The sequence below is a fragment of the Pannonibacter phragmitetus DSM 14782 genome, from assembly GCF_000382365.1.
Classification (GTDB): Bacteria; Pseudomonadota; Alphaproteobacteria; order Rhizobiales; family Stappiaceae; genus Pannonibacter; species Pannonibacter phragmitetus.
Genome location: NZ_KB908219.1, coordinates 188,392 through 207,972, shown reverse-complemented (window position 1 = coordinate 207,972; position 19,581 = coordinate 188,392). Strand labels below are relative to the sequence as shown.

Below are 19,581 nucleotides of genomic sequence, written 5' to 3'. Positions count from 1 at the left end.
CTCACTCCCTTTTCAGGTGTTGCAGCCATGATCTAAATTAACAACCAATCAGGAATAAATTTCACATTTGGCGCAACACTAACAACATCAGGTAGGCAATTGATGGACAGGCTCACCAGCATGGCTGTTTTCGTGAAGGCTGCGGATCTTGGCTCCTTTGCCAAGGCAGCGGCTGCGCTGAACCTGTCACCGCAAATGGTCGCCAAGCATGTGCTCTTCCTCGAAGACCGGCTCGGCACGGCCTTGCTCAACCGGACGACACGGCGGCAAAGCCTGACAGATATCGGCCGGGCCTATTACGACCGCTGCAAACTTGTGCTGGCGGAAGCAGAGGCGGCGGACGGTCTTGCCAATGAAATGCGCAAGACCCCGCGCGGCATCCTGCGGATCGGCGCGGGCAAGACATTCGGAGCTTTCGCACTGGCTCCGTTCCTCAAGAACTGGCTGTCGGAGCATCAGGGCGTGGAGGCCGACCTGGTACTCGAGGACCGCTACACCGACCCGCTGGACGAAGGACTTGATGTGATCATCCGCATTGGAGAGCTGGCGGACACGAATCTGATTGCTCATCCGCTGGCGCCCTACCGCCTGATCACCTGCGCTTCACCGGCCTATCTTGCCGAACACGGCACGCCCGTTCATCCCTCAGACCTCGAAAGCCATCAATGTCTGGGCTTTGCCAGCTGGTCACGCACCTTCGGCTGCGAGTGGACATTTGCAAAGGATGGCAGAACTCAGACAATCAATGTGCAGGGACGGCTGCGAAGCAACGACTGGGCGGCGCTGCTGAATGCTGCTGTAGCAGGAATGGGGATTACACTCGGCCCGGAAAGTGTCCTGACGGCGGAACTGACGTCCGGACGGCTTGTCCGGGTGCTGCCGGATTATGATGGCCCGGCCAAGCCGGTACATCTTCTTTATCCGGCATCCCGCCGTCCGGCTGCAGCCTTGCGCGCCTTCATCGAGGCAGCCGTAAGAGAATTCGGCGATCCCCGACCAACCCGGCAAAAGCCGTCGCGCGCCGGCACCTGATCCACCGGAACAGGGAGGAAACGGCCCTGCCCAAGTGCAGCACAGCAATATGCCCTTAAGTTTGTGCCTATGGGGCGAAGCCCCTTCCGTCACGGGGCTGGTTGGTGTAAGCAGCGCGGCAGAAAAGGGCCAAATTGGCCATGGCGATTAACGGAAAGACGAGAGCGATGAAGGCACGTGTCACCGTCACCCTGAAGAACGGCGTTCTGGACCCCCAGGGCAAGGCCATCGAAGGGGCGCTCGGCGCTCTCGGTTTTGACGGCATCAATGGCGTGCGCCAGGGCAAGGTCTTCGACGTGGAGCTGAGCGACCGCGATGCGGCCAAGGCCCGCGAAGAGCTGACCGCCATGTGCGAGAAGCTGCTCGCCAACACCGTCATCGAGAACTACGCCATCGAAATCCTCTGAGGCAGAATGAGGCTGCGGCCATGGATCCGGATGCAAAAAGGGCAATCCGCTTTCTCCTGATCAAGGCCGCCATTTTCATCCTGCTGCCGGCGGGGCTCAGTCTTCTGGCTGTGCTCTTCCTGCTCAAGAGCTGAATTTCAAGCTGAACTGCCGGGCCGCACGGCCCATCCGATCCGCCGCAGTCCGCCAGGACGACACACGGGAAGCCTGCCATGAAGTCCGCCGTCATCCTCTGCCCCGGCCTCAACCGCGACCGTGACATGCTCTACGCACTGGAGCAGATCACCGGCCAGAAGCCTGCCACGGTCTGGCACACGGACACGGACATTCCGGATGTGGACCTGATCGTCATCCCCGGCGGTTTCTCCTATGGTGATTATCTGCGCGCCGGTGCCATTGCCGCCCGCTCGCCGGTGCTGCAGGAAGTGATCGCCCGTGCCGCCAAGGGCGTGCATGTGCTGGGCGTGTGCAACGGCTTCCAGATCCTCACCGAGGCAGGCCTGCTGCCGGGCGCGCTGATGCGCAATGCCGGGCTGAAGTTCATCTGCAAGGAAATCGAGCTGGAAACGGTCAACGCCAAGACGGCCTTCTCCAATGCCTTCCGGCAGGGTGAGGTCTGGCGCTGCCCGATCGCCCATCACGACGGAAATTACTTCGCCGATGCCGAAACGCTGAAGGCCATCGAGGACAACGGCCAGGTGGTGTTCCGTTACGCCAACGGCTGCAACCCGAACGGCTCGCTCAACGACATCGCCGGTGTGATGAACAAGGCCGGCAACGTGCTCGGCATGATGCCGCACCCGGAAAACCTGATCGAAGACCTGCAGGGCGGCACCGATGGCCGCAAGATCTTCGAAAGCCTGCTCGGCCAGCTGGTGGCCTGAGGCAGCCAGGACAAGGGGAAAGATCCATGAAGAAGCTGGAACTCCCCCGTGACCTGCAGACCCGGATTGCCAGCCGTCTTTCGGATTTCTGCCGGGATGAGCTGGACGTGGATCTGGGAAACATGGACGCGCTGCGGCTCCTGGATTTTCTGGCACAGGAAGCCGGCAGCGCCTTCTACACCCTTGGTGTCCGTGATGCCGCCGCACAGGCTGCAAAGCGCTTCGAAGATCTCTCGGACGATCTGTCCGGCCTTGAGCGTCAGGACTGGCGCTGAAACCCTCTTGTCCTCCCCTGCCCCCACCGGGCATGCTGGGAAAAACGGGCAAGGGGCACAGCATGGACGACACTTTCTTTCAGCCGGTATCCGGGTTCGAGCTGCCGCGTTTTGCCGGCATTCCCACCTTCATGCGCCTGCCGCATGTGAACATAGCCTCGCCGGAGGCCGAGCGCGTCGACATCGGCCTCATCGGCGTACCCTGGGACGGCGGCACCACCAACCGTGCTGGCGCCCGCCACGGGCCGCGGCAGCTGCGCGATCTCTCCACCATGATCCGGCAGGTGCATCCGCACACGAGGGTCAATCCCTTCGGTCTGGCCAATTGTGCCGACCTGGGCGATGCACCGGTCAATCCGGCCGATGTGCAGGATGCATTGGCGCGGATTACCGGTTTCTATGACCAGATCGTCGATCTCGGCATCACGCCGCTGACGGCGGGCGGCGATCATCTGGTCTCGCTGCCGGTCCTCAGGGCACTGGCCCGCAGCGGGCCGCTGGGCATGATCCATTTCGATGCCCATACCGACCTCTTCGACAGCTATTTCGGCGGCTTCCGCTACACCCACGGCACGCCCTTCCGCCGCGCCATCGAGGAGGAGTTGCTGGACCCAGAACGTGTCGTGCAGATCGGCATTCGCGGCACGATGTATGACGGGGAGGATATCGAGTGGGGCGAGGCGCAGGGCGTGCGCATCATCATGATCGAAGAGCTGATGGAGCGCGGGGTCGATCACGTGATGGCTGAGGCCCGTGAGCGGGTGGGGAGAACACCGGCCTACATCAGCTTCGATATCGACGTGATCGACCCCGCCTTTGCCCCCGGCACCGGCACACCGGAAATCGGGGGCATAACCTCGTTTCAGGCGCAGCGGCTGATCCGGCGGCTGGCGGGCGTCAATGTGGTGGGCGCCGATCTTGTGGAGGTGTCACCCCCGTTTGATCCTTCGGGCGGCACCGCATGGCTCGGTGCCTCGCTTATGTTCGAACTGCTTTGCATTCTGGCCGCAGCCAAAGCGCAAGAGAGTTGATCACCACCACCACACGAGAGAGGCATCAGTCGCGCGGACGCTCCCGGTAGACCCAGAAAGGCCGCGCAGCCTCCTGCGCCGCCTGCTCCCGGGTGATGCCGATATCGGCCAGTTCATCATCCGTCAGTTCAGACAATTGCGCCCGTGTCCGGCCAACAGTCAGCCACATGGCCAGCGTCGAGATCACAGCCTTGAGCAGCCCGGAAAAGCGGCGCGCCGGACGCACTTCACTCAAGACAATTTCTGGCTCTTCGCACTGATGAACGTGGGACATGTCACTCTCCAAGCGGTACAATTGATACAATTTCGTTTCATTGACCCCGTAACCGCTGTATGAATTGACTCACTTTCCAGCGCAAGCTATAGAATTGTCACCATGACAAATTGGCTCCCTGACCTCCCCTCGGGCAAAGGCCCGCTCTATGTCCGCCTTGCCCAGCGCATCGCCGATGACATCGTCTCCGGCACCTTGCCTGCAGGGGCAAAGCTGCCGCCGCAGCGGGACCTCGCCTATGATCTGGGCGTCACCGTTGGAACGGTGGGCCGCGCCTATGGCATCGTGCGCGAGCGCGGGCTGGTCAGTGGCGAGGTGGGCCGCGGCACCTATGTGCTCGCAGGCGGCGCAGCACCGGCACCCGCCAGCCCGGTGAACGGGTCCGCCTCCCCTGCCCTGTCTCATACCCTTGAAGAAAAGCCGGTTGCGATACCCGTTAGCACCCCCGCCTGGACCCATCTGGCGATGGCCAATCCCGACGCCAGCTTCGGCGGCACCCGTCACGCCGTTGCCCCAGCCGGTGCCTTGCGGCTGGACAGCACCTCCGCGCCGGAAGTCGGGCAGGCACAGGCGATCGAGCAGATCATATCCGGGATAGCCCGGGAAATGCCCTACGAGATTGCCAGCTACACCCGGATGGTGCCGGACAGCTGGCGGCTGGCCGGCCAGCAGTGGCTTGCCCGCTGTGGCTGGACGCCCGCATCAGAAACGATTGTTCCCACCACGGGCGCACGCGGCGGGCTGATGGCCATCATCAACGCCACCACAATGCCAGGCGACCGGGTGGTCTTCGAGGAACTGACCTACAGTTCCATCGTCAGAGGCATCACGCTGACCGGCCGCCAGGCGGTTGCCGTGGCGCGCGATGACGAAGGCCCAATCCCGGAGGATCTGGCCCGCCTTTGCGCCCAGCAGCATCCGCGTGCCATCTTCCTGATGCCGACCGTACACAATCCGACGCTGGGCCAGATGAGCCCGGCACGTCAGGCAGAGATCATCGCCATCGCCCGCGAGCACAATCTCTGGATCATCGAGGATGAGGTCTACGGCTCCCTGCATGCAGACGGCATCCCGCCCTTTGCAGAGCTTGCCCCGGAGCGGACCTTCCATGTGGGCTCCCTGTCCAAATCCGTCTCGGCAGGCATTCGCGGCGGCTGGATCGCCTCTCCCCCCAGCCACGCGCAGCGGCTGTTCACGGCTCACAACATGCTGACGGGAGGCCTGTGCTTCCTGATGGCGGAACTCGCCGCCCGGCTCGTGCTTTCCGGCACTGCGGATGACTTGCGGCAGCGAATCTTGCAGGAACTGGCTGCCCGGCACGAGATCACGATGGGCCTTCTTGCCGGACAGACCTTCAACGCCTCCCCGCAGACGCCCTTCATCTGGCTGAAGCTGCCGGAGCCCTGGATGTCCGGAACCTTCAAGACCGCCGCCGCCGCGCAAGGGGTGCTCGTGGATGACGAGGACGAGTTCAAGACCGGCCGCAGCGCCCGCGTCTATCACCGTGTCCGGCTCGGCACCAGCAACACCCACACGCGGGAAGAACTGATCAAGGGCCTCGGCATCATCCGCGATCTTCTGCGCAATGCCAGCACCGGTTACGACAGTTTCGAATAAAATGAAGGCCCTCCCCGGAACGGGAAAGCCTCCACGAAAGATCAGCGCGTGGCCCGCAACAGGGCGTCGATGCGGGACAGGACTTCGTCGGAGGCCCGCTCCATGGCGGCGATTTCAGCTTCGGCGCCCTTCATATCCCCCTTCGCATGCAGATCCGCAGCCTTCTTGCCGTGGGCATGGACAGCCTCATGCACCGGCAGAAGTGCCGTGAAGGCGGGATTGGAGCGAAGCGCCTTGTCGGACACCGCGTCATACCACTTGCCCAGGCGGCACTGGTGATGATCCGAGAGCTCCGCACTCTTCAGGCTGTTGAGGCCGACGAGCATTTCCGAAAGCCGCTTCTTCCAAAGCAGATGATCGGATTTGGCCCGGTGCAGCACGTAGTTGCGCACATTGCGCCCTTCGAGGCTCGCAAACTGGGTGTTGATCACGGCTTCGGAACTGCCAACCGCCTTGATGACATCATCAGCATAACGGCTTGCTGCCTGAGAATGGCTGGCAACGGCATGAATGCCTTCGGCAATCTCCCGCACTGCTTCGCTCTGCGCCTGCAACAGGCCGGAGATGGCGTTCATGCGGGAACTGTTGGAGCCGACATGCCCCAGCACCGAGCCGATCTTCTCGGCGGCTTCTTCAGCCTGTTCCACGCTGGAGCCCACAAGGTCCTGCACCACCGAAACAGTGTCCAGAACCTCGGAGACATGCACCTGCAGCCGCTCGATACGGGCACGGATATCGTCCGTGGCCTTCTGCGTCTGGCCGGAAAGCTGCTTCACTTCGCTGGCCACCACGGCAAAGCCCTTGCCGGCTTCACCGGCCCGCGCGGCTTCAATGGTGGCGTTCAGTGCCAGAAGGTTCGTCTGCTGGGCAAGGCCGTCAATGGTCGAGACAAACATGCCGATCTGCTCGGCGGCAGCCGCAAGCTGGCGGGCGCCCTCGCTCATGCGGTCAAAGGAATCGCCGATACGGCGGGATGACACGGCGGCGCTGCGGGTGGCGGCTGCCCCGCCATCCAGCACGGAATGGGCCTCCTCCATGGAAGAAGCTGCTTCACTTGCCGTCGCTGCGATCTGCTCGATGGAGGCCGTCAGCTCATCAACGCCGCCGGAAATTGCCCGGGCGCGATTGTCCGTCTCCCGGATTTCGCCGGTGATACGTGCCGTCGCTGCCATGGCGCGGCTTGCCTGCAAGGAATAATCCACCGTCTGCTGCAGCTGCGTTTCGTTCTCCCGGTCGAGAGCCATCTTCAACGAAGCGAGGGCGGAGACAACTTCAGCCGGCAAACTGCCGGTTCCCTGAAGCTCCAGGTGCCCTTCAACGGCACGCAATGCGCCCACAAGGGCTGCTACATCAAATTCTGGCTGCTTCACCGCAATGGCGGGCGCTGCAGACTTCAAGCCGAACATCATGACCTCCCGAGGATATCTTTCCGAGAGGTATTGGCAAATGACTGAAGCAATCTTTAACTTTCACAGTGACTTGCATGCGTAAAAACCCGAGGGCGGCAGTCCCTGCCCACACTTTACGCCGGCCTTTGCAGCGAAGGCAGTAGGGAGCCTGAGGAGGGCCGCACGGCACACATCAGGCTGTCCATGGGCGGCAAACAGATGCGGTTTCACACTTCGGCCAAAATAGCCCCAGGAAACCACGCAACAGTCTCCCATTCCTGCCGATGATCTGTTAAACCGGCCCCGAACATCATCCCCGGCACGACCCTGCCAGACGACTGCGGACGCCCATGATCCCCAACGACATCAAAATCACGCCAGATCTCGTCGCGGCCCACGGCCTGAAGCCCGACGAATACCAGCGCATTCTGGATCTGATCGGCCGCGAGCCGACCTTCACCGAACTCGGCATCTTCTCGGCCATGTGGAACGAACACTGCTCCTACAAGTCCTCGAAGAAGTGGCTGAAGACCCTGCCCGTCACGGGCGAGCGCGTGGTGCAGGGCCCGGGCGAGAATGCCGGTGTCGTGGACATTGGCGATGACGATGTGATCGTCTTCAAGATGGAAAGCCACAACCACCCGTCCTACATCGAGCCCTATCAGGGTGCGGCGACGGGCGTGGGCGGCATCCTGCGTGACGTCTTCACCATGGGCGCACGCCCGGTGGCGGCCATGAACGCCCTGCGCTTCGGCGCCCCGGACCATCCGCGCACCCGCCACCTCGTCTCCGGCGTCGTTGCCGGCGTCGGCGGCTATGGCAATTCCTTCGGCGTGCCGACAGTTGGCGGCGAGGTGGAATTCCACCCGCGCTACAACGGCAACTGCCTCGTCAACGCCTTTGCCGCAGGCCTTGCCAAGAAGGACGGCATTTTCCTGTCCAAGGCCGAAGGCGTCGGCCTGCCGGTCGTCTATCTGGGCGCCAAGACGGGCCGTGACGGCGTCGGCGGTGCGACCATGGCTTCGGCCGAGTTCGACGACACCATCGAGGAAAAGCGCCCGACCGTGCAGGTGGGTGACCCCTTCACCGAAAAGTGCCTGCTGGAAGCCTGCCTTGAGCTGATGGCCACCGGTGCCGTCATCGCCATTCAGGACATGGGCGCGGCCGGCCTTACCTGCTCTGCCGTCGAGATGGGCGCCAAGGGCGACCTCGGCATCGAGCTGGACCTCGACAAGGTGCCGGTGCGCGAAGAGCGCATGACCGCCTATGAAATGATGCTGTCGGAAAGCCAGGAGCGCATGCTCATGGTTCTGCGCCCTGAAAAGGAGCAGGAAGCCGCCGCCATCTTCCGTAAGTGGGGTCTGGACTTTGCCATCGTCGGCATGACCACGGACACGCTGCGCTTCATCGTCAAGCATCAGGGCGAGGTCGTGGCCGACCTGCCGATCAAGGAACTGGGCGACGAAGCCCCCGAATATGACCGCCCGTGGGTGGAGCCGGTGAAGCGCCCGCTGCTGGTTGCAGCCAGCATTCCCGCCCCTGCCGATTACGCCGCTGCCCTGCTGCAGCTGGTGGGCGGCGCCAATGGCTCGTCCCGCCGCTGGGTCTATGAGCAGTATGACACGCTGATTCAGGGCAACACCGCAGCCCGCCCGGGCGGCGATGCCGGTGTCATCCGCGTCAATGCTGCGGGCAAGGGCCTTGCCTTCTCCGCCGACGTGACGCCGCGCTACTGCGAGGCCGATCCCTTCGAGGGCGGCAAACAGGCGGTGGCTGAAGTCTGGCGCAACCTGACCGCCACCGGCGCCGAGCCGCTGGCCGTGACCGACAACCTGAATTTCGGCAACCCCGAGAAGCCGGAGATCATGGGCCAGTTCGTCTTCTGCATCAAAGGCATCGGCGAGGCTTGCCGCGCGCTGGACTTCCCGATCGTCTCGGGCAATGTCTCGCTCTACAACGAGACCCACGGCCAGGCGATCCTGCCTACCCCGGCCATTGCCGGTGTCGGCCTGCTGCCGGATGTGAATGTGCGCGCCTCTTCCGCCTTTGCGCAGGACGGCGACGTGATCTTCCTCATCGGCGGCACCGGCACGCATCTGGGCGCCTCGCAGTATCTCTACGAGGTGCTGGGCCGCGAGGAAGGCGCACCGCCGCCGGTGGATCTGGCCGCCGAGCGCCGCAACGGCGATCTGGTGCGCGGCTGGATCCGCGAGACCCGCGTCAGTGCCGTGCATGACATCTCCTCCGGCGGCCTTGCCGTGGCACTGGCTGAAATGGCCATGTCCGGCAAGCTGGGCGCAAGGGTGAAGGTGGATGGCCCGGCCCATGCCGCACTCTTCGGCGAGGACCAGGCCCGCTACGTGGTTACCGTCAAGGCGGACGAGGCGGACTCAATCGAGGAAGACGCGCTGGACGCAGGCGTTTCCGTGGAGCGCCTCGGCGTGGTGGGCGGCAGTGAATTGACTGTCGAGGGTATCCTCACCATATCCGTTGCAAAGCTCAAGGAAGCACACGAGAATTGGTTCCCGCACTTCATGGCAGCCGGTTAACGGCTGCCATACCCCGCCACAAGCGGACGGAACTTCAGAGGGAAGAGGACTGACCACATGCCGATGGACGCAAACGAGATCATCACCCTGATCAAGGCCGCCCTGCCCGACGCAACCGTCGATGTGCGCGATCTGGCGGGCGACGGCGACCACTACGCCGCCAACGTGGTCTCGGAATCCTTCCGCGGCAAGAGCCGCGTCCAGCAGCATCAGATGGTCTATCAGGCGCTGAAGGGCAACATGGGCGGCACGCTGCACGCCCTCGCCCTGCAGACCAGCGCCCCCGATTGAGCAATGGACTGAGACTGAACCGGAGCGGGCCAGCCGGAGCCGCAAGGCACAGGCCCGCAGCTGATTTGTAAAACGCACAGGCCGGCCCACGCCCGGCCCCATCAGGGACAAGGCTCCCGGAAGGACAAGGCAATGAGCATCCAGGACTGGATCAAGAACGAAGTCGAGACGAACGATGTCGTGCTGTTCATGAAGGGCACGCCGAACTTCCCGCAGTGCGGCTTCTCCGGTCAGGTCGTGCAGATCCTCGACTACATCGGCGTGCCCTACAAGGGCATCAACGTGCTGGAAGACGCGGACCTGCGCCAGGGCATCAAGGACTTCACCAACTGGCCGACGATCCCGCAGCTTTACGTGAAGGGCGAATTCCTCGGCGGCTGCGACATCGTGCGCGAGATGTTCCAGAACCAGGAACTCCAGGCCGTCTTCACCGAAAAAGGCATCCCCACGACAGCTGCCTGATGCGGTTAACCTGAGAGATTGAAAAAGGCCGGAACGCTGGACGCTCCGGCCTTTTTCGTTTGACGGCTGCAGCGCCCCCTACTCTGCAGCGAAGAGATTGCGCGTCATGGCAAGGCCCGCGCCGCAGGGCTCTTCCGCATCGCGCGCTTCACCGCCGTTGTTTTCGCCGGGGCGCAGGGAGGCGAAGTCGAAGAGGGTGCGGTCGAGGAGATGGGAGGGGCGTGTATGGGCGAGTCCCCGCGCCATGACGCCGAGGCGGCCCGGGGAGGCGCGCTCCCAGTCCATCAGCATGCGCTTCACTTCCTCGCGCTGCAGGCCATCCTGCGAGCCGCAGAGGTTACAGGGGATGATCGGGAACTGCATGCCGGCGGCAAACTTCGCCACATCGCTTTCGGCGCAATAGGCGAGCGGGCGCAGCACCATCAGGTCGCCCTCGTCATTGACCAGCTTCGGCGGCATGGAGGCAAGGCGCCCGCCGTGGAAGAGGTTCATGAAGAAGGTTTCCAGAATGTCCTCGCGGTGGTGGCCCAGCACGATGGCCTCGCAGCCCTGCTCCCGCGCGATGCGGTAGAGAATGCCGCGGCGCAGGCGCGAGCACAGCGAGCAATAGGTCTTGTGCGCCGGGATCTTCGACGTGACGATGGAGAACGTGTCCTCGCGCACGATGATGTTCTCGATGCCGTTCTTTTCAAAGAAGGCGGGCAGGATTTCCGGCGGAAAGCCCGGCTGGGCCTGATCAAGATTGCAGGCCAGAAGATCCACCGGCAGCAGCCCGCGCCACTTCAGATCCATCAGCACCGCCAGCAGCGTGTAGCTGTCCTTGCCGCCGGACAGGCACACCAGCCACTTCGGCCGCTTGACCGCCGCATCCGCAGGCACCATGCCGTAGTCGTCAATGGCCTGACGCACCTCACGCAGGAGGCGCTTGCGCAGCTTCTTGAACTCCACCGTCGATGGCGCAGTGCGCAGCATCACCGGGCAGCCGCTGTCATCCTCCGGCAGGTCCATCAGGACTGCGGATGCAGCCGCATCGGCGGTGAGGCCCGCCTCGGGGCCGCTGGTCATGTCGGTGGCACTCATCGTGGTGGTCCGGATTGCGAAAAACTGGGCGAACACTGGCGGGCCCTTGCGCATGCGGAATGCCGCCGCGCGCCCGGCCCTTCCCCTTAGACGGCAGAGCCGCCGCTTGTAAAGGGCTGCAAGGCCACAGGGCCAGCGAAACCCGTCCGGAAGCCGCATTTGGGCATGAAGCGCAAATGGGTTAGACAGGGAGACAAACCAACACTCGGATGAGTCGGCACCCGCATGACCTATTGCCTCGGCATCCTGCTTCGCAACGGCCTGATCCTTGCCTCAGACTCCCGCACCAATGCAGGCGTCGACCAAATCGCCACCGTTTCCAAGATGACCACCTTCGAGACACCGGGCGAGCGCGTCATCACCGTGCTGTCGGCGGGCAACCTTGCCACCACGCAGGCGGTGATCTCACAGCTGAAGCAGAGCTATGGCAGCGGCGATTTTCACCGGGACCTTGCCCAGTCGCTCACCCTGTTCGATGCAACGCAGAAAGTGGGCGACACCCTGCGCGACGTGCTGAACCGGGATGCCTCATTCGTGCAGCCCTATGGCGACCCGGCAGCCTCCTTCCTCGTCGGCGGGCAGATCCGCGATGAGGAGCCGCGCCTGTTCCAGGTCTATTCCGCCGGCAACTTCATGGAAGCTTCAGAGCGCACGCCCTTCCTGCAGATCGGCGAGACGAAATACGGCAAGCCGATCCTTGACCGGCTGCTGACGCTGGAAACAGACCTTGCCGAAGCGGCCAAGCTGGCGCTGCTTTCCTTCGACGCCACCATCCGCTCCAACCTGTCCGTCGGCCCGCCCATCGACCTGATGGTATATGGCAAGGACAGCCTGACGGCAGAGCACCTGCACACCTTTGACGAGGACGACGCCTATCTCCTCAGCCTGCGCCAGGGCTATTCCCAGGGCCTGCGTGACCTCGTGCGCGGGCTGCCCGTGCCGGAGGTGTGAGGGCGAGCGGGTTCGGCATCCAGGAGAGCTGCGCCTGAAGACAGGAGCCTCCCTAACGGGTCCCGGCACAAGGCCGGGACGGCGTGGTGGGAATGCCTCATGCCTGAAGGCAGGCTGTGCCAGTCTGATCTCCAGTGGGAGACAAGTTTCCGCGCCGCCCCGGTCTTGTGCCGGGACCTGTCTGGTGAGCACGAGAGTTCTCCTATCGGAGCCTGCCCCCAAATGCAAAAAGGCCGCCCCGGAGGGCGGCCTTTTCTCCAGCGGGGCTGGAAACCTTAGCGCGAATAGAATTCGACGATGAGGTTCGGTTCCATCTGCACCGGGTACGGCACTTCCGAGAAGGACGGCACGCGGGTGAAGGTGACGGTCATCTTGCTGTGGTCAGCGGCCAGGTATTCCGGCACGTCACGCTCGCTCGACTGGGAAGCCTCGAGAACCAGAGCGAGCTGCTTGGAGCGGTCGCGGACCTCGATGACGTCGCCCGGGCGGCAACGGTAGCTGGCGATGGTGACGCGCTTGCCGTTGACCTTGACGTGGCCGTGGTTGACGAACTGACGGGCAGCGAACACGGTCGGGACGAACTTGGCGCGGTAGACGATGGCGTCCAGGCGGCGCTCCAGCAGGCCGATCAGGTTCTCGGAGCTGTCGCCCTTCATGCGCGAAGCTTCGGTGTAAACCTTCTGGAACTGCTTTTCGGAGATGTTGCCGTAGTAGCCCTTGAGCTTCTGCTTGGCGCGCAGCTGCACGCCGAAGTCGGAGAGCTTGCCCTTGCGGCGCTGGCCGTGCTGGCCGGGGCCGTATTCACGCTTGTTGACCGGGCTCTTGGAGCGGCCCCAGATGTTCTCGCCCATGCGGCGATCAATCTTGTACTTTACGCTGTGGCGCTTCGACATCGCTGTTTCCTTGTGTCGGTTGGCTCATTTTATAAGGAAACGCGCCCTCCTTTACCCCGCTCGCAAGGAACAGGATCGACAGGGGTCCAGCTGAACGGCGCCGGCCGGAAAACCCCACGGGTGCGTGGACCGGCGAAGCAAAGCCCCGCACGGATCGCGGGTGCATAGACGAGGCAGGGGCGAATGTCAAATGCAGGCAGGCATCTCAGCCGTTTTTGCGCGCAATCCTGCGGTTTTTCCTAAACCAGCAAGGAGAGGCCAAAGCCCTGCATCAGGCGGCGGGTGGCAAAATCCGGCGAGTCTGACGTGAAAACCACCCGGTCTGGCCGGGAATCGGCGCGCAGCACGTCCATCACCGGCACGATGCGCCGCGCCTGCCGGGCGATGGCCTCGGCCGGATCGATCCAGTCCACAGGCCAGGGGGCAAGGCGGCGGAAGACATTGGCAAGGAAAGGATAATGGGTGCAGGCCAGCACGACGATATCCGTGCGCGCGCCTTGTTTTTCATAGAAGCACTCGCGGATCTCGGCCGTCAGCGCCTCGTCATCAACGCCCTCGCCCCGGATATAGGCCTCTGCCATGCTGGCAAGATTGACCGAGCCGACCAGCCGCACATGGCACTGGCTGGCGAAAGACTGGATGAGATCGCGCGTGTAGGCGCGCTTCACTGTGCCGGGCGTTGCCAGAACCGAGACGAGCCCCGATCGGGTGCGTTCGGCGGCTGGCTTGATGGCTGGCACCGTGCCAACGAATTTCATGTGCGGGAAGGCGGCTCGCAGATCCGCCCCGGCAAGGGTGAAAGCCGTGTTGCAGGCCACCACCGCCACTTCCGGGTCAAACCGGTGCAGGAGATCGCGGAACAGGGAGATGAGCCGCGCCTTCAGCGCCTCTTCCTCCCAGCCGCCATAGGGAAAGCCTGCATCGTCGGCCACATAGACAAAGCTGCGCTCAGGCATCAATACCCGCGCCTCGCGCAGCACCGTGAGCCCGCCTATGCCAGAGTCAAAGACGAGCACCGGTTTTGTCATTCGTGGTCATCCTCTCGCGCAGCCTCTTCGCCAGCGGCGTCCTCATTGACACGGCGGGCGCCATCTGGCTGATCCTTGCGCGGCCGTGTGGGCCGGCCTTCCAGTGCCGCGATGATGCCGCGAAGCGTCTTCACTTCGTGGTCGGTCAGCGTGGCCTTCTGGAAGATATTGCGGATATTGCGGACAATGTGTGGCCGCCGTTCGACGGGACGGAAAAAGGACACCCGGTCCAGCGCCCCTTCCAGATGCTCGAACAGGCGCAGGATATCGTCCTTCGCTGCAGGCGGATTGGCATCCACATCCAGAGCAAAGGGCAGCGCACCGGCGGTGGCCGTCTTGCGCCACTCGTAAGCGCAGACAAGCACCGCCTGGGCGATGTTGAGCGAGGCGAAGTTCGGATCAACCGGCAGGGTCAGGATTTCGTCCGCCAGCGCCACTTCCTCGTTGTTGAGGCCCCAGCGCTCGCGCCCGAAGAGATAGCCCGTGGCCATGCCCTTGGCACCCAGCGGCACGACCCTGGCTGCCGCTTCATCCGGCCCGCGCACGGGCTTGGCGACTTCCCGCGGGCGGGCGGTGGTGGCGTAGACGAGAGTGAGATCGGCAATCGCCGCCTCGACGCTGTCGAACACCTGCACCTTGTCGATCACGTGGTCGGCACGGGAGGCTGCCGCGCGGGCCTTCTCGCTCGGCCAGCCGTCACGCGGGTTGACGATGCGCAGGTCGGTCAGGCCGAAGTTGGCCATGGCACGGGCGGCCGTGCCGATGTTCTCGCCAAGCTGCGGTTCACACAGGATGACGGCCGGCGGGCGCACGTCCACGCTCAGGGCTTCATCGCGGATATTTGCGTTTCTGGTCATGGGCCGGGGATTTAGCGGAAAGCAGCGGCAAATTCCAGCGCCAGCAGCAGCTCCAGGTGCCCTTGCGGCCAAATTGTCCAACTGATTGCGGCGGATCGTCCATTCATGCCGCTGGCCAGCGCAGCCATCATGGCCACAAGAGGACGGGCAAGGCCGTTTCCCTCACGGGGAAGCGCGGGAGATCCCGTCCGCATGAGGTAATGAGGAGGAACTCCATGCGCACCCAGGTCGTCATCATTGGCGCGGGCCCATCCGGCCTGCTGCTGTCCCAGCTTCTGCATCTGTCCGGCATTGATTGCCTCGTGCTGGAGCGCAAGAGCCCGGATTACGTGCTCTCGCGCATCCGCGCCGGCGTGCTGGAACAGGGCATGGTCAACATGCTGGAGAAGGCAGGCGTGGCGGAGCGCATGCACAAGGAAGGCCTGCCGCATGACGGCTTCACGCTTTCGGTCGGCGAAACGCGCCTGCGCATGGACCTCAAGGGCCTGACCGGCACGCCGGTGATGGTCTATGGCCAGACGGAAGTGACCCGCGACCTGATGGAGGCCCATTCGGCCCGGAGCGCGCAGGTGATCTATGACGCCGAAGACGTGACACCGCTCGACTTCGATACGGATCACCCCCGCGTCACCTGGAAGAAGGACGGGGTCAGCCACGAAATCGCCTGCGACTTCATCTGCGGCTGCGATGGCTATCATGGTGTGGCGCGGGCGAGCGTTCCGGAAAAAGCCATCACCACATATGAAAAGATCTACCCCTTTGGCTGGCTTGGCATTCTCTCGCATGTGCCGCCCTGCGACCATGAGCTGATCTATTCCAACCACCCGCGCGGCTTCGCCCTCGCCTCCATGCGCTCGCACACCCTCAGCCGCTACTATGTGCAGGTGCCGCTGGACACGCCGCTGGAGGAATGGCCGGACGAGCGCATCTGGGATGAACTGAAGCTGCGCCTCGGCGAGGAAGCCGCCGCCAACATGAAAACCGGCCCTTCGATCGAAAAGAGCATCGCACCGCTGCGCAGCTTCGTTGCCGAGCCGCTGCGCTTTGGCCGGCTGTTCCTCGCCGGTGACGCCGGACACATCGTGCCGCCGACCGGCGCCAAGGGGCTGAATCTTGCCGCCTCGGACATTCACTACCTGTCATCCGGCCTCATCGAATTTTACGGCGAGAAGTCCAGCGCAGGCATCGATGCCTATTCGGCCAAGGCGCTGGCACGCATCTGGAAGGCGGAACGCTTCTCCTGGTGGATGACCACCCTGCTGCACCAGTTCCCGGAACTGGGCACCTTCAACGCCCGCATCCAGCAGGCCGACATGGACTATCTGGCCAGCTCCAAAGCCGCCCAGACCAGCCTGGCCGAGAACTACGTGGGACTGCCTTACTGAGAAGGATCCTGCCGGGAAACAGTCATCCGCAAGCGGAAGAGACAGGTTGAAGCGGCCCCCATTTGGCCGCAGCACCTCTCTCCCCCCTTGAGGGGGAGATGTCTGCGTCAGCAGACAGAGGGGGGTAGCAGCACTCCAGCACAGCACCGCTTCTCTCACAAACGGACAGTCAGTTACCCCCCTCTGCCCCCTCCGGGGGCATCTCCCCCTCAAGGGGGGAGAGGGGTTGGTGCCCGTCAGAGACGCCAGAGTGAGCCACATCACCACGCCGGGCAGCATCGGAAAGGGTGCTGTCCGGCGCGCTGCCACTCATGTGGCGGGCGCGGAAGTCAGCGGGGGCCTCGCCGGTTTCCTTTCGAAACACGCGGGAGAAATAAGCCGGGTCCTCGAAGCCGAGGTCATAGGCCACCTGCGAGACGGAAAGCCCCGAGAAGGCCAGCAGGCGCTTGGCTTCCAGAATGAGCCGGTCACGCACATTCTGCGCCACGGTGCGCCCCGTAAACAGGCGGCAATAGCGGTTGAGCCGCTGCACCGTCAGACCCATTTCCGCCGCATAGGCCTCCGCCCCCTGCCCGCTGCGGAACATGTCTTCCACCAGCTGGCGGAAACGGAACAGCGAGAAGCCGGGCGCACGGTCTGCAGAGCCCGCCACCTCGCCAGGAAAGACGATCAGCAGGCTGAGTGCCACCAATGGCCGGAAGAACGCCCGCCGCCGCGCGCCTTCGTCAAACTCCCGCGCCATCTCGCCGAAATAAAACGATAGCCGTGCCTCATGCCCTTGCGGATGCAGGAGCGTGTTGCCGGCCGAGGTCAGCGCCGCCCGCTCAGCATCGCTGCGGCTCTCCCCGCCCGCCACCAGATAGTCGGGCGTGAAGGAAACCACATAGCCTTCCGTTTCCGGTGAAAAGCTCCAGCCATGCAGCACGCCCGGCGGGGTGAAGGCAATACCGCCCGCCCGGATCTCCCGCTCCCCGTCCGCCTCGATCAGGCGCCCGCCGCCCTTCGAGATATGGAGGATCTGCGCCAGATGCTGATGGGCATGCAGCTCCAGCTGCCAGCCCAGCGCCAGCGACCGCGCCCGGATCGTTTCAATGTGAAAGAAATCAAATTCGGAAGCGCCTTCCGTCTCACCATAGAGGTGATAACGCGGCAGGGATGCAGCGGCGCTCATCGGGTGAGGCCTGCGCTGCAAATGACCGCAGCGCCCCTCTCCCCCTTGTGGGCAGCGCTTACAACGGACAGCCAGTCAGGCTCCAGCCCCTCTCCCCCCTTGAGGGGGAGATGCCCCCGGCAGGGGGCAGAGGGGGGTGACGGACTGTCCGCCCGCGCGAGATCCTGCCGTATTGAGGCGCAGCTACCCCCCTCTGTCAGCTTGCGCTGACATCTCCCCCTCAAGGGGGGAGAGGGGCGCTGCGGCAAAACGAAGGCCCAATCCTTCTCAGTGCGCCCCAAGTGAACAGTGCCCCGCTGGAGGGGAGCTGAAACGCCGCACCATGCGAACGAGCCTGCGCTCTGCCATCCGAACAACCCGTTCCCCATCACCACCCCCTCCCCGGCAGACATTCAGCCCGCCGCGTGGTGGGCGTGCCAGTGCCAGGCGATGTCGATGCGCCGGGCGAGCCAGACCTTTTCATGTGATGCGACATAATCGAGGAACCGCGCCAGAGCCGCAGCGCGCCCGGGCCGCCCAACGAGACGGCAGTGCAGACCGATGTTCATCATCTTCGGGCTGCCCGCCTCGCCTTCGGCGTAGAGCGTGTCGAAACTGTCCTTCAGATAGGCAAAGAACTGATCGCCCGAGTTGAAGCCCTGAGGCGTCGCAAAGCGCATGTCGTTGGCGTCCAGCGTATAGGGGATCACCAGATGCGGGCCGGAGGGGCCTTCCACCCAATAGGGCAGATCATCGGCGTAGCTGTCGCTGTCATAGAGGAAGCCGCCCTCCTCCATCACCAGCTTGCGGGTGTTCATGGAGCAGCGGCCGGTGTACCAGCCAAGCGGCCGCGAGCCGGTGACCTCTTCATGCAGGCGGATGGCCTCCTGCATGTGCGCCCGCTCTTCCTCTTCGGCCATGTTGGCATATTCAATCCACTTGAGCCCGTGTGAGGCGATTTCCCAGTCGGCCTCCTTCATGGCCGCAACCACATCCGGATTGCGGGCGAGCGCGGTGGCAACACCATAAACGGTGACGGGGATGTTGCGGCTGGTGAACATGCGCCACAGGCGCCAGAACCCTGCGCGCGAGCCGTATTCGTAGATGGATTCCATGTTCCAGTGGCGCTGGCCGGGCCAGGCCTGCGCCCCGACGATTTCCGACAGGAAGGCTTCGGATGCGGCATCCCCGTGCAGGATGTTGTTCTCCCCGCCTTCCTCGTAATTGATCACGAACTGAACAGCCACATTGGCCTCGCCGGGCCATTGCGGATCAGGGATCTGGCGGCCATAGCCGATGAGATCACGCGGGTAGGATGCGTCCATGCGCCTTCAAATCCTTTTGCAAATCAACTCGCAAACAGGATCCATGGAAGCCGGAACAGGCCGCTTTGGCAAGCCGTGTTCTGACGGCAGGCACTGCAAAGAGATTAATCAGCCGCGCCGCACCGTCCGCTGCGGGGCGGAGCGCACCGGCACCGGGATCAGAGCCGGCTCACCCGGCAGCCCCCGGTAAGCCCGTTCGCGGCGGCCACGGCCGCTGTCATTCCCGCCATCGCGCGGCAGCATCATGACGGCCGTTCCCATGGCGGCGGAGCCCAGCGTGATGATGAAGCCGAAGGCAAGCAGGATCACCGGCACCGCCGGATCACTGGCATTGGCAACCAGATCGTAGAGCCCGCCCGCATTGGAGGCAAAAAGACCACCCACCACCACAAGCGCCACGGCAGAACCGGACAGGGCATTGACCGCCAGAAGCCGCAACAGCGGATTCCCGGGCAGAAACCTGGCCCTACGAAGACTGAGGCGCAGACGGGACAGAATGGGCATGAACGGAGCCTCCTCACGCGGCGAAGCAGTTTCGCCATACTGAAACAATGCTCCTCCCCGCCCCGGCAATCAATCCTCCAAAAGGCGGCAAAACGTCTCTTTGAATTTTACCTTTCCGCCCTCTTAAAGTTCGTTTCGTGAACTCTATATACTCAACCGATATATATCGGTATGATACATCGAAAGCCCGTCTCCGGG

At 63.6% G+C, this 19,581-nt stretch carries 21 protein-coding genes; 12 read left to right on the top strand and 9 right to left on the bottom strand.

The window, feature by feature from the left end; translation table 11 throughout:
• The first annotated feature begins 102 nt into the window (after positions 1–102).
• From H163_RS0110940 to speB, 6 genes are all read left to right on the top strand, one after another.
• Entirely contained in the window at positions 103–1,032 is a 930-nt protein-coding gene (locus H163_RS0110940; RefSeq protein ID WP_019964624.1) for a LysR family transcriptional regulator, read from the top strand.
• Between the two features lie 167 nt (positions 1,033–1,199).
• On the top strand, positions 1,200–1,439 hold the full coding sequence (gene purS, locus H163_RS0110935) for a phosphoribosylformylglycinamidine synthase subunit PurS (RefSeq protein ID WP_019964623.1): 240 nt from the start codon (positions 1,200–1,202) through the stop codon (positions 1,437–1,439).
• Positions 1,440–1,459: 20 nt separating this feature from the next.
• Positions 1,460–1,573, top strand: coding sequence for a phosphoribosylformylglycinamidine synthase-associated small membrane protein (locus tag H163_RS24800; protein ID WP_019964622.1), 114 nt, complete (start codon positions 1,460–1,462; stop codon positions 1,571–1,573).
• A 78-nt stretch (positions 1,574–1,651) separates the two neighbouring features.
• Positions 1,652–2,323: a phosphoribosylformylglycinamidine synthase subunit PurQ gene (purQ, locus tag H163_RS0110925; RefSeq protein WP_019964621.1), complete on the top strand. Its 672-nt coding sequence runs from the start codon at positions 1,652–1,654 to the stop codon at positions 2,321–2,323.
• Between the two features lie 26 nt (positions 2,324–2,349).
• A complete protein-coding gene (locus tag H163_RS0110920; RefSeq protein WP_019964620.1) occupies positions 2,350–2,598 on the top strand; it encodes a DUF2164 domain-containing protein in 249 nt (82 codons plus the stop codon).
• 62 nt (positions 2,599–2,660) lie between these two features.
• Entirely contained in the window at positions 2,661–3,629 is a 969-nt protein-coding gene (speB, locus tag H163_RS0110915; RefSeq protein ID WP_026355723.1) for an agmatinase, read from the top strand.
• A gap of 25 nt (positions 3,630–3,654) precedes the next feature.
• Here speB and H163_RS0110910 read toward each other — a convergent pair whose 3' ends face one another.
• Entirely contained in the window at positions 3,655–3,903 is a 249-nt protein-coding gene (locus tag H163_RS0110910; protein ID WP_081626007.1) for a DUF1127 domain-containing protein, read from the bottom strand.
• Positions 3,904–4,005: 102 nt separating this feature from the next.
• On the opposite strand from H163_RS0110910, the gene H163_RS0110905 reads away from it, so the two are divergent.
• Positions 4,006–5,520, top strand: coding sequence for an aminotransferase-like domain-containing protein (locus H163_RS0110905; RefSeq protein ID WP_019964617.1), 1,515 nt, complete (start codon positions 4,006–4,008; stop codon positions 5,518–5,520).
• Positions 5,521–5,561: 41 nt separating this feature from the next.
• Here H163_RS0110905 and H163_RS22675 read toward each other — a convergent pair whose 3' ends face one another.
• The gene (locus H163_RS22675; RefSeq protein WP_160118266.1) at positions 5,562–6,926 is read right to left on the bottom strand and encodes a methyl-accepting chemotaxis protein; all 1,365 of its coding nucleotides are present in this window, start codon (positions 6,924–6,926) and stop codon (positions 5,562–5,564) included.
• A gap of 332 nt (positions 6,927–7,258) precedes the next feature.
• On the opposite strand from H163_RS22675, the gene purL reads away from it, so the two are divergent.
• The 3 genes from purL to grxD all read left to right on the top strand — a co-directional run bounded on the left by purL (position 7,259) and on the right by grxD (position 10,210).
• Positions 7,259–9,457, top strand: a complete 2,199-nt coding sequence (gene purL / locus H163_RS0110895; protein WP_026355721.1) for a phosphoribosylformylglycinamidine synthase subunit PurL — start codon at positions 7,259–7,261, stop codon at positions 9,455–9,457.
• 57 nt (positions 9,458–9,514) lie between these two features.
• On the top strand, positions 9,515–9,748 hold the full coding sequence (locus H163_RS0110890) for a BolA family protein (protein ID WP_019964615.1): 234 nt from the start codon (positions 9,515–9,517) through the stop codon (positions 9,746–9,748).
• A gap of 132 nt (positions 9,749–9,880) precedes the next feature.
• Positions 9,881–10,210 (top strand): Grx4 family monothiol glutaredoxin, encoded by a 330-nt coding sequence (gene grxD / locus H163_RS0110885; RefSeq protein WP_019964614.1) that lies wholly within the window; start codon positions 9,881–9,883, stop codon positions 10,208–10,210.
• A gap of 78 nt (positions 10,211–10,288) precedes the next feature.
• Here grxD and ttcA read toward each other — a convergent pair whose 3' ends face one another.
• Positions 10,289–11,218, bottom strand: coding sequence for a tRNA 2-thiocytidine(32) synthetase TtcA (gene ttcA, locus H163_RS0110880; RefSeq protein WP_115336592.1), 930 nt, complete (start codon positions 11,216–11,218; stop codon positions 10,289–10,291).
• A gap of 297 nt (positions 11,219–11,515) precedes the next feature.
• Between ttcA and H163_RS0110875 the strand changes: the two genes are divergently transcribed.
• Entirely contained in the window at positions 11,516–12,241 is a 726-nt protein-coding gene (locus H163_RS0110875) for a proteasome-type protease (RefSeq protein WP_019964612.1), read from the top strand.
• A gap of 275 nt (positions 12,242–12,516) precedes the next feature.
• Here H163_RS0110875 and rpsD read toward each other — a convergent pair whose 3' ends face one another.
• The 3 genes from rpsD to H163_RS22670 all read right to left on the bottom strand — a co-directional run bounded on the left by rpsD (position 12,517) and on the right by H163_RS22670 (position 15,019).
• Complete coding sequence (gene rpsD, locus H163_RS0110870; RefSeq protein WP_019964611.1) at positions 12,517–13,134, bottom strand: 30S ribosomal protein S4; 618 nt, start codon at positions 13,132–13,134, stop codon at positions 12,517–12,519.
• A 239-nt stretch (positions 13,135–13,373) separates the two neighbouring features.
• Positions 13,374–14,162, bottom strand: coding sequence for a glutamate racemase (murI, locus tag H163_RS0110865; RefSeq protein WP_019964610.1), 789 nt, complete (start codon positions 14,160–14,162; stop codon positions 13,374–13,376).
• The gene (locus tag H163_RS22670; protein ID WP_019964609.1) at positions 14,159–15,019 is read right to left on the bottom strand and encodes an RNA methyltransferase; all 861 of its coding nucleotides are present in this window, start codon (positions 15,017–15,019) and stop codon (positions 14,159–14,161) included. The genes murI and H163_RS22670 overlap by 4 nt, the downstream gene beginning before the upstream one ends.
• A gap of 215 nt (positions 15,020–15,234) precedes the next feature.
• Here H163_RS22670 and pobA point away from each other — a divergent pair, with 215 nt between their 5' ends.
• Complete coding sequence (pobA, locus tag H163_RS0110850) at positions 15,235–16,404, top strand: 4-hydroxybenzoate 3-monooxygenase (RefSeq protein ID WP_019964607.1); 1,170 nt, start codon at positions 15,235–15,237, stop codon at positions 16,402–16,404.
• A 169-nt stretch (positions 16,405–16,573) separates the two neighbouring features.
• Here the strand turns inward: pobA and H163_RS0110845 are convergent, their stop codons facing one another.
• The 3 genes from H163_RS0110845 to H163_RS0110835 form a co-directional block, all read right to left on the bottom strand.
• Positions 16,574–17,575, bottom strand: coding sequence for a helix-turn-helix domain-containing protein (locus H163_RS0110845; protein WP_019964606.1), 1,002 nt, complete (start codon positions 17,573–17,575; stop codon positions 16,574–16,576).
• A gap of 392 nt (positions 17,576–17,967) precedes the next feature.
• Entirely contained in the window at positions 17,968–18,879 is a 912-nt protein-coding gene (gene puuE / locus H163_RS0110840) for an allantoinase PuuE (protein ID WP_019964605.1), read from the bottom strand.
• 108 nt (positions 18,880–18,987) lie between these two features.
• Positions 18,988–19,383, bottom strand: a complete 396-nt coding sequence (locus H163_RS0110835) for a hypothetical protein (RefSeq protein WP_081626010.1) — start codon at positions 19,381–19,383, stop codon at positions 18,988–18,990.
• Positions 19,384–19,581 lie beyond the last annotated feature (198 nt).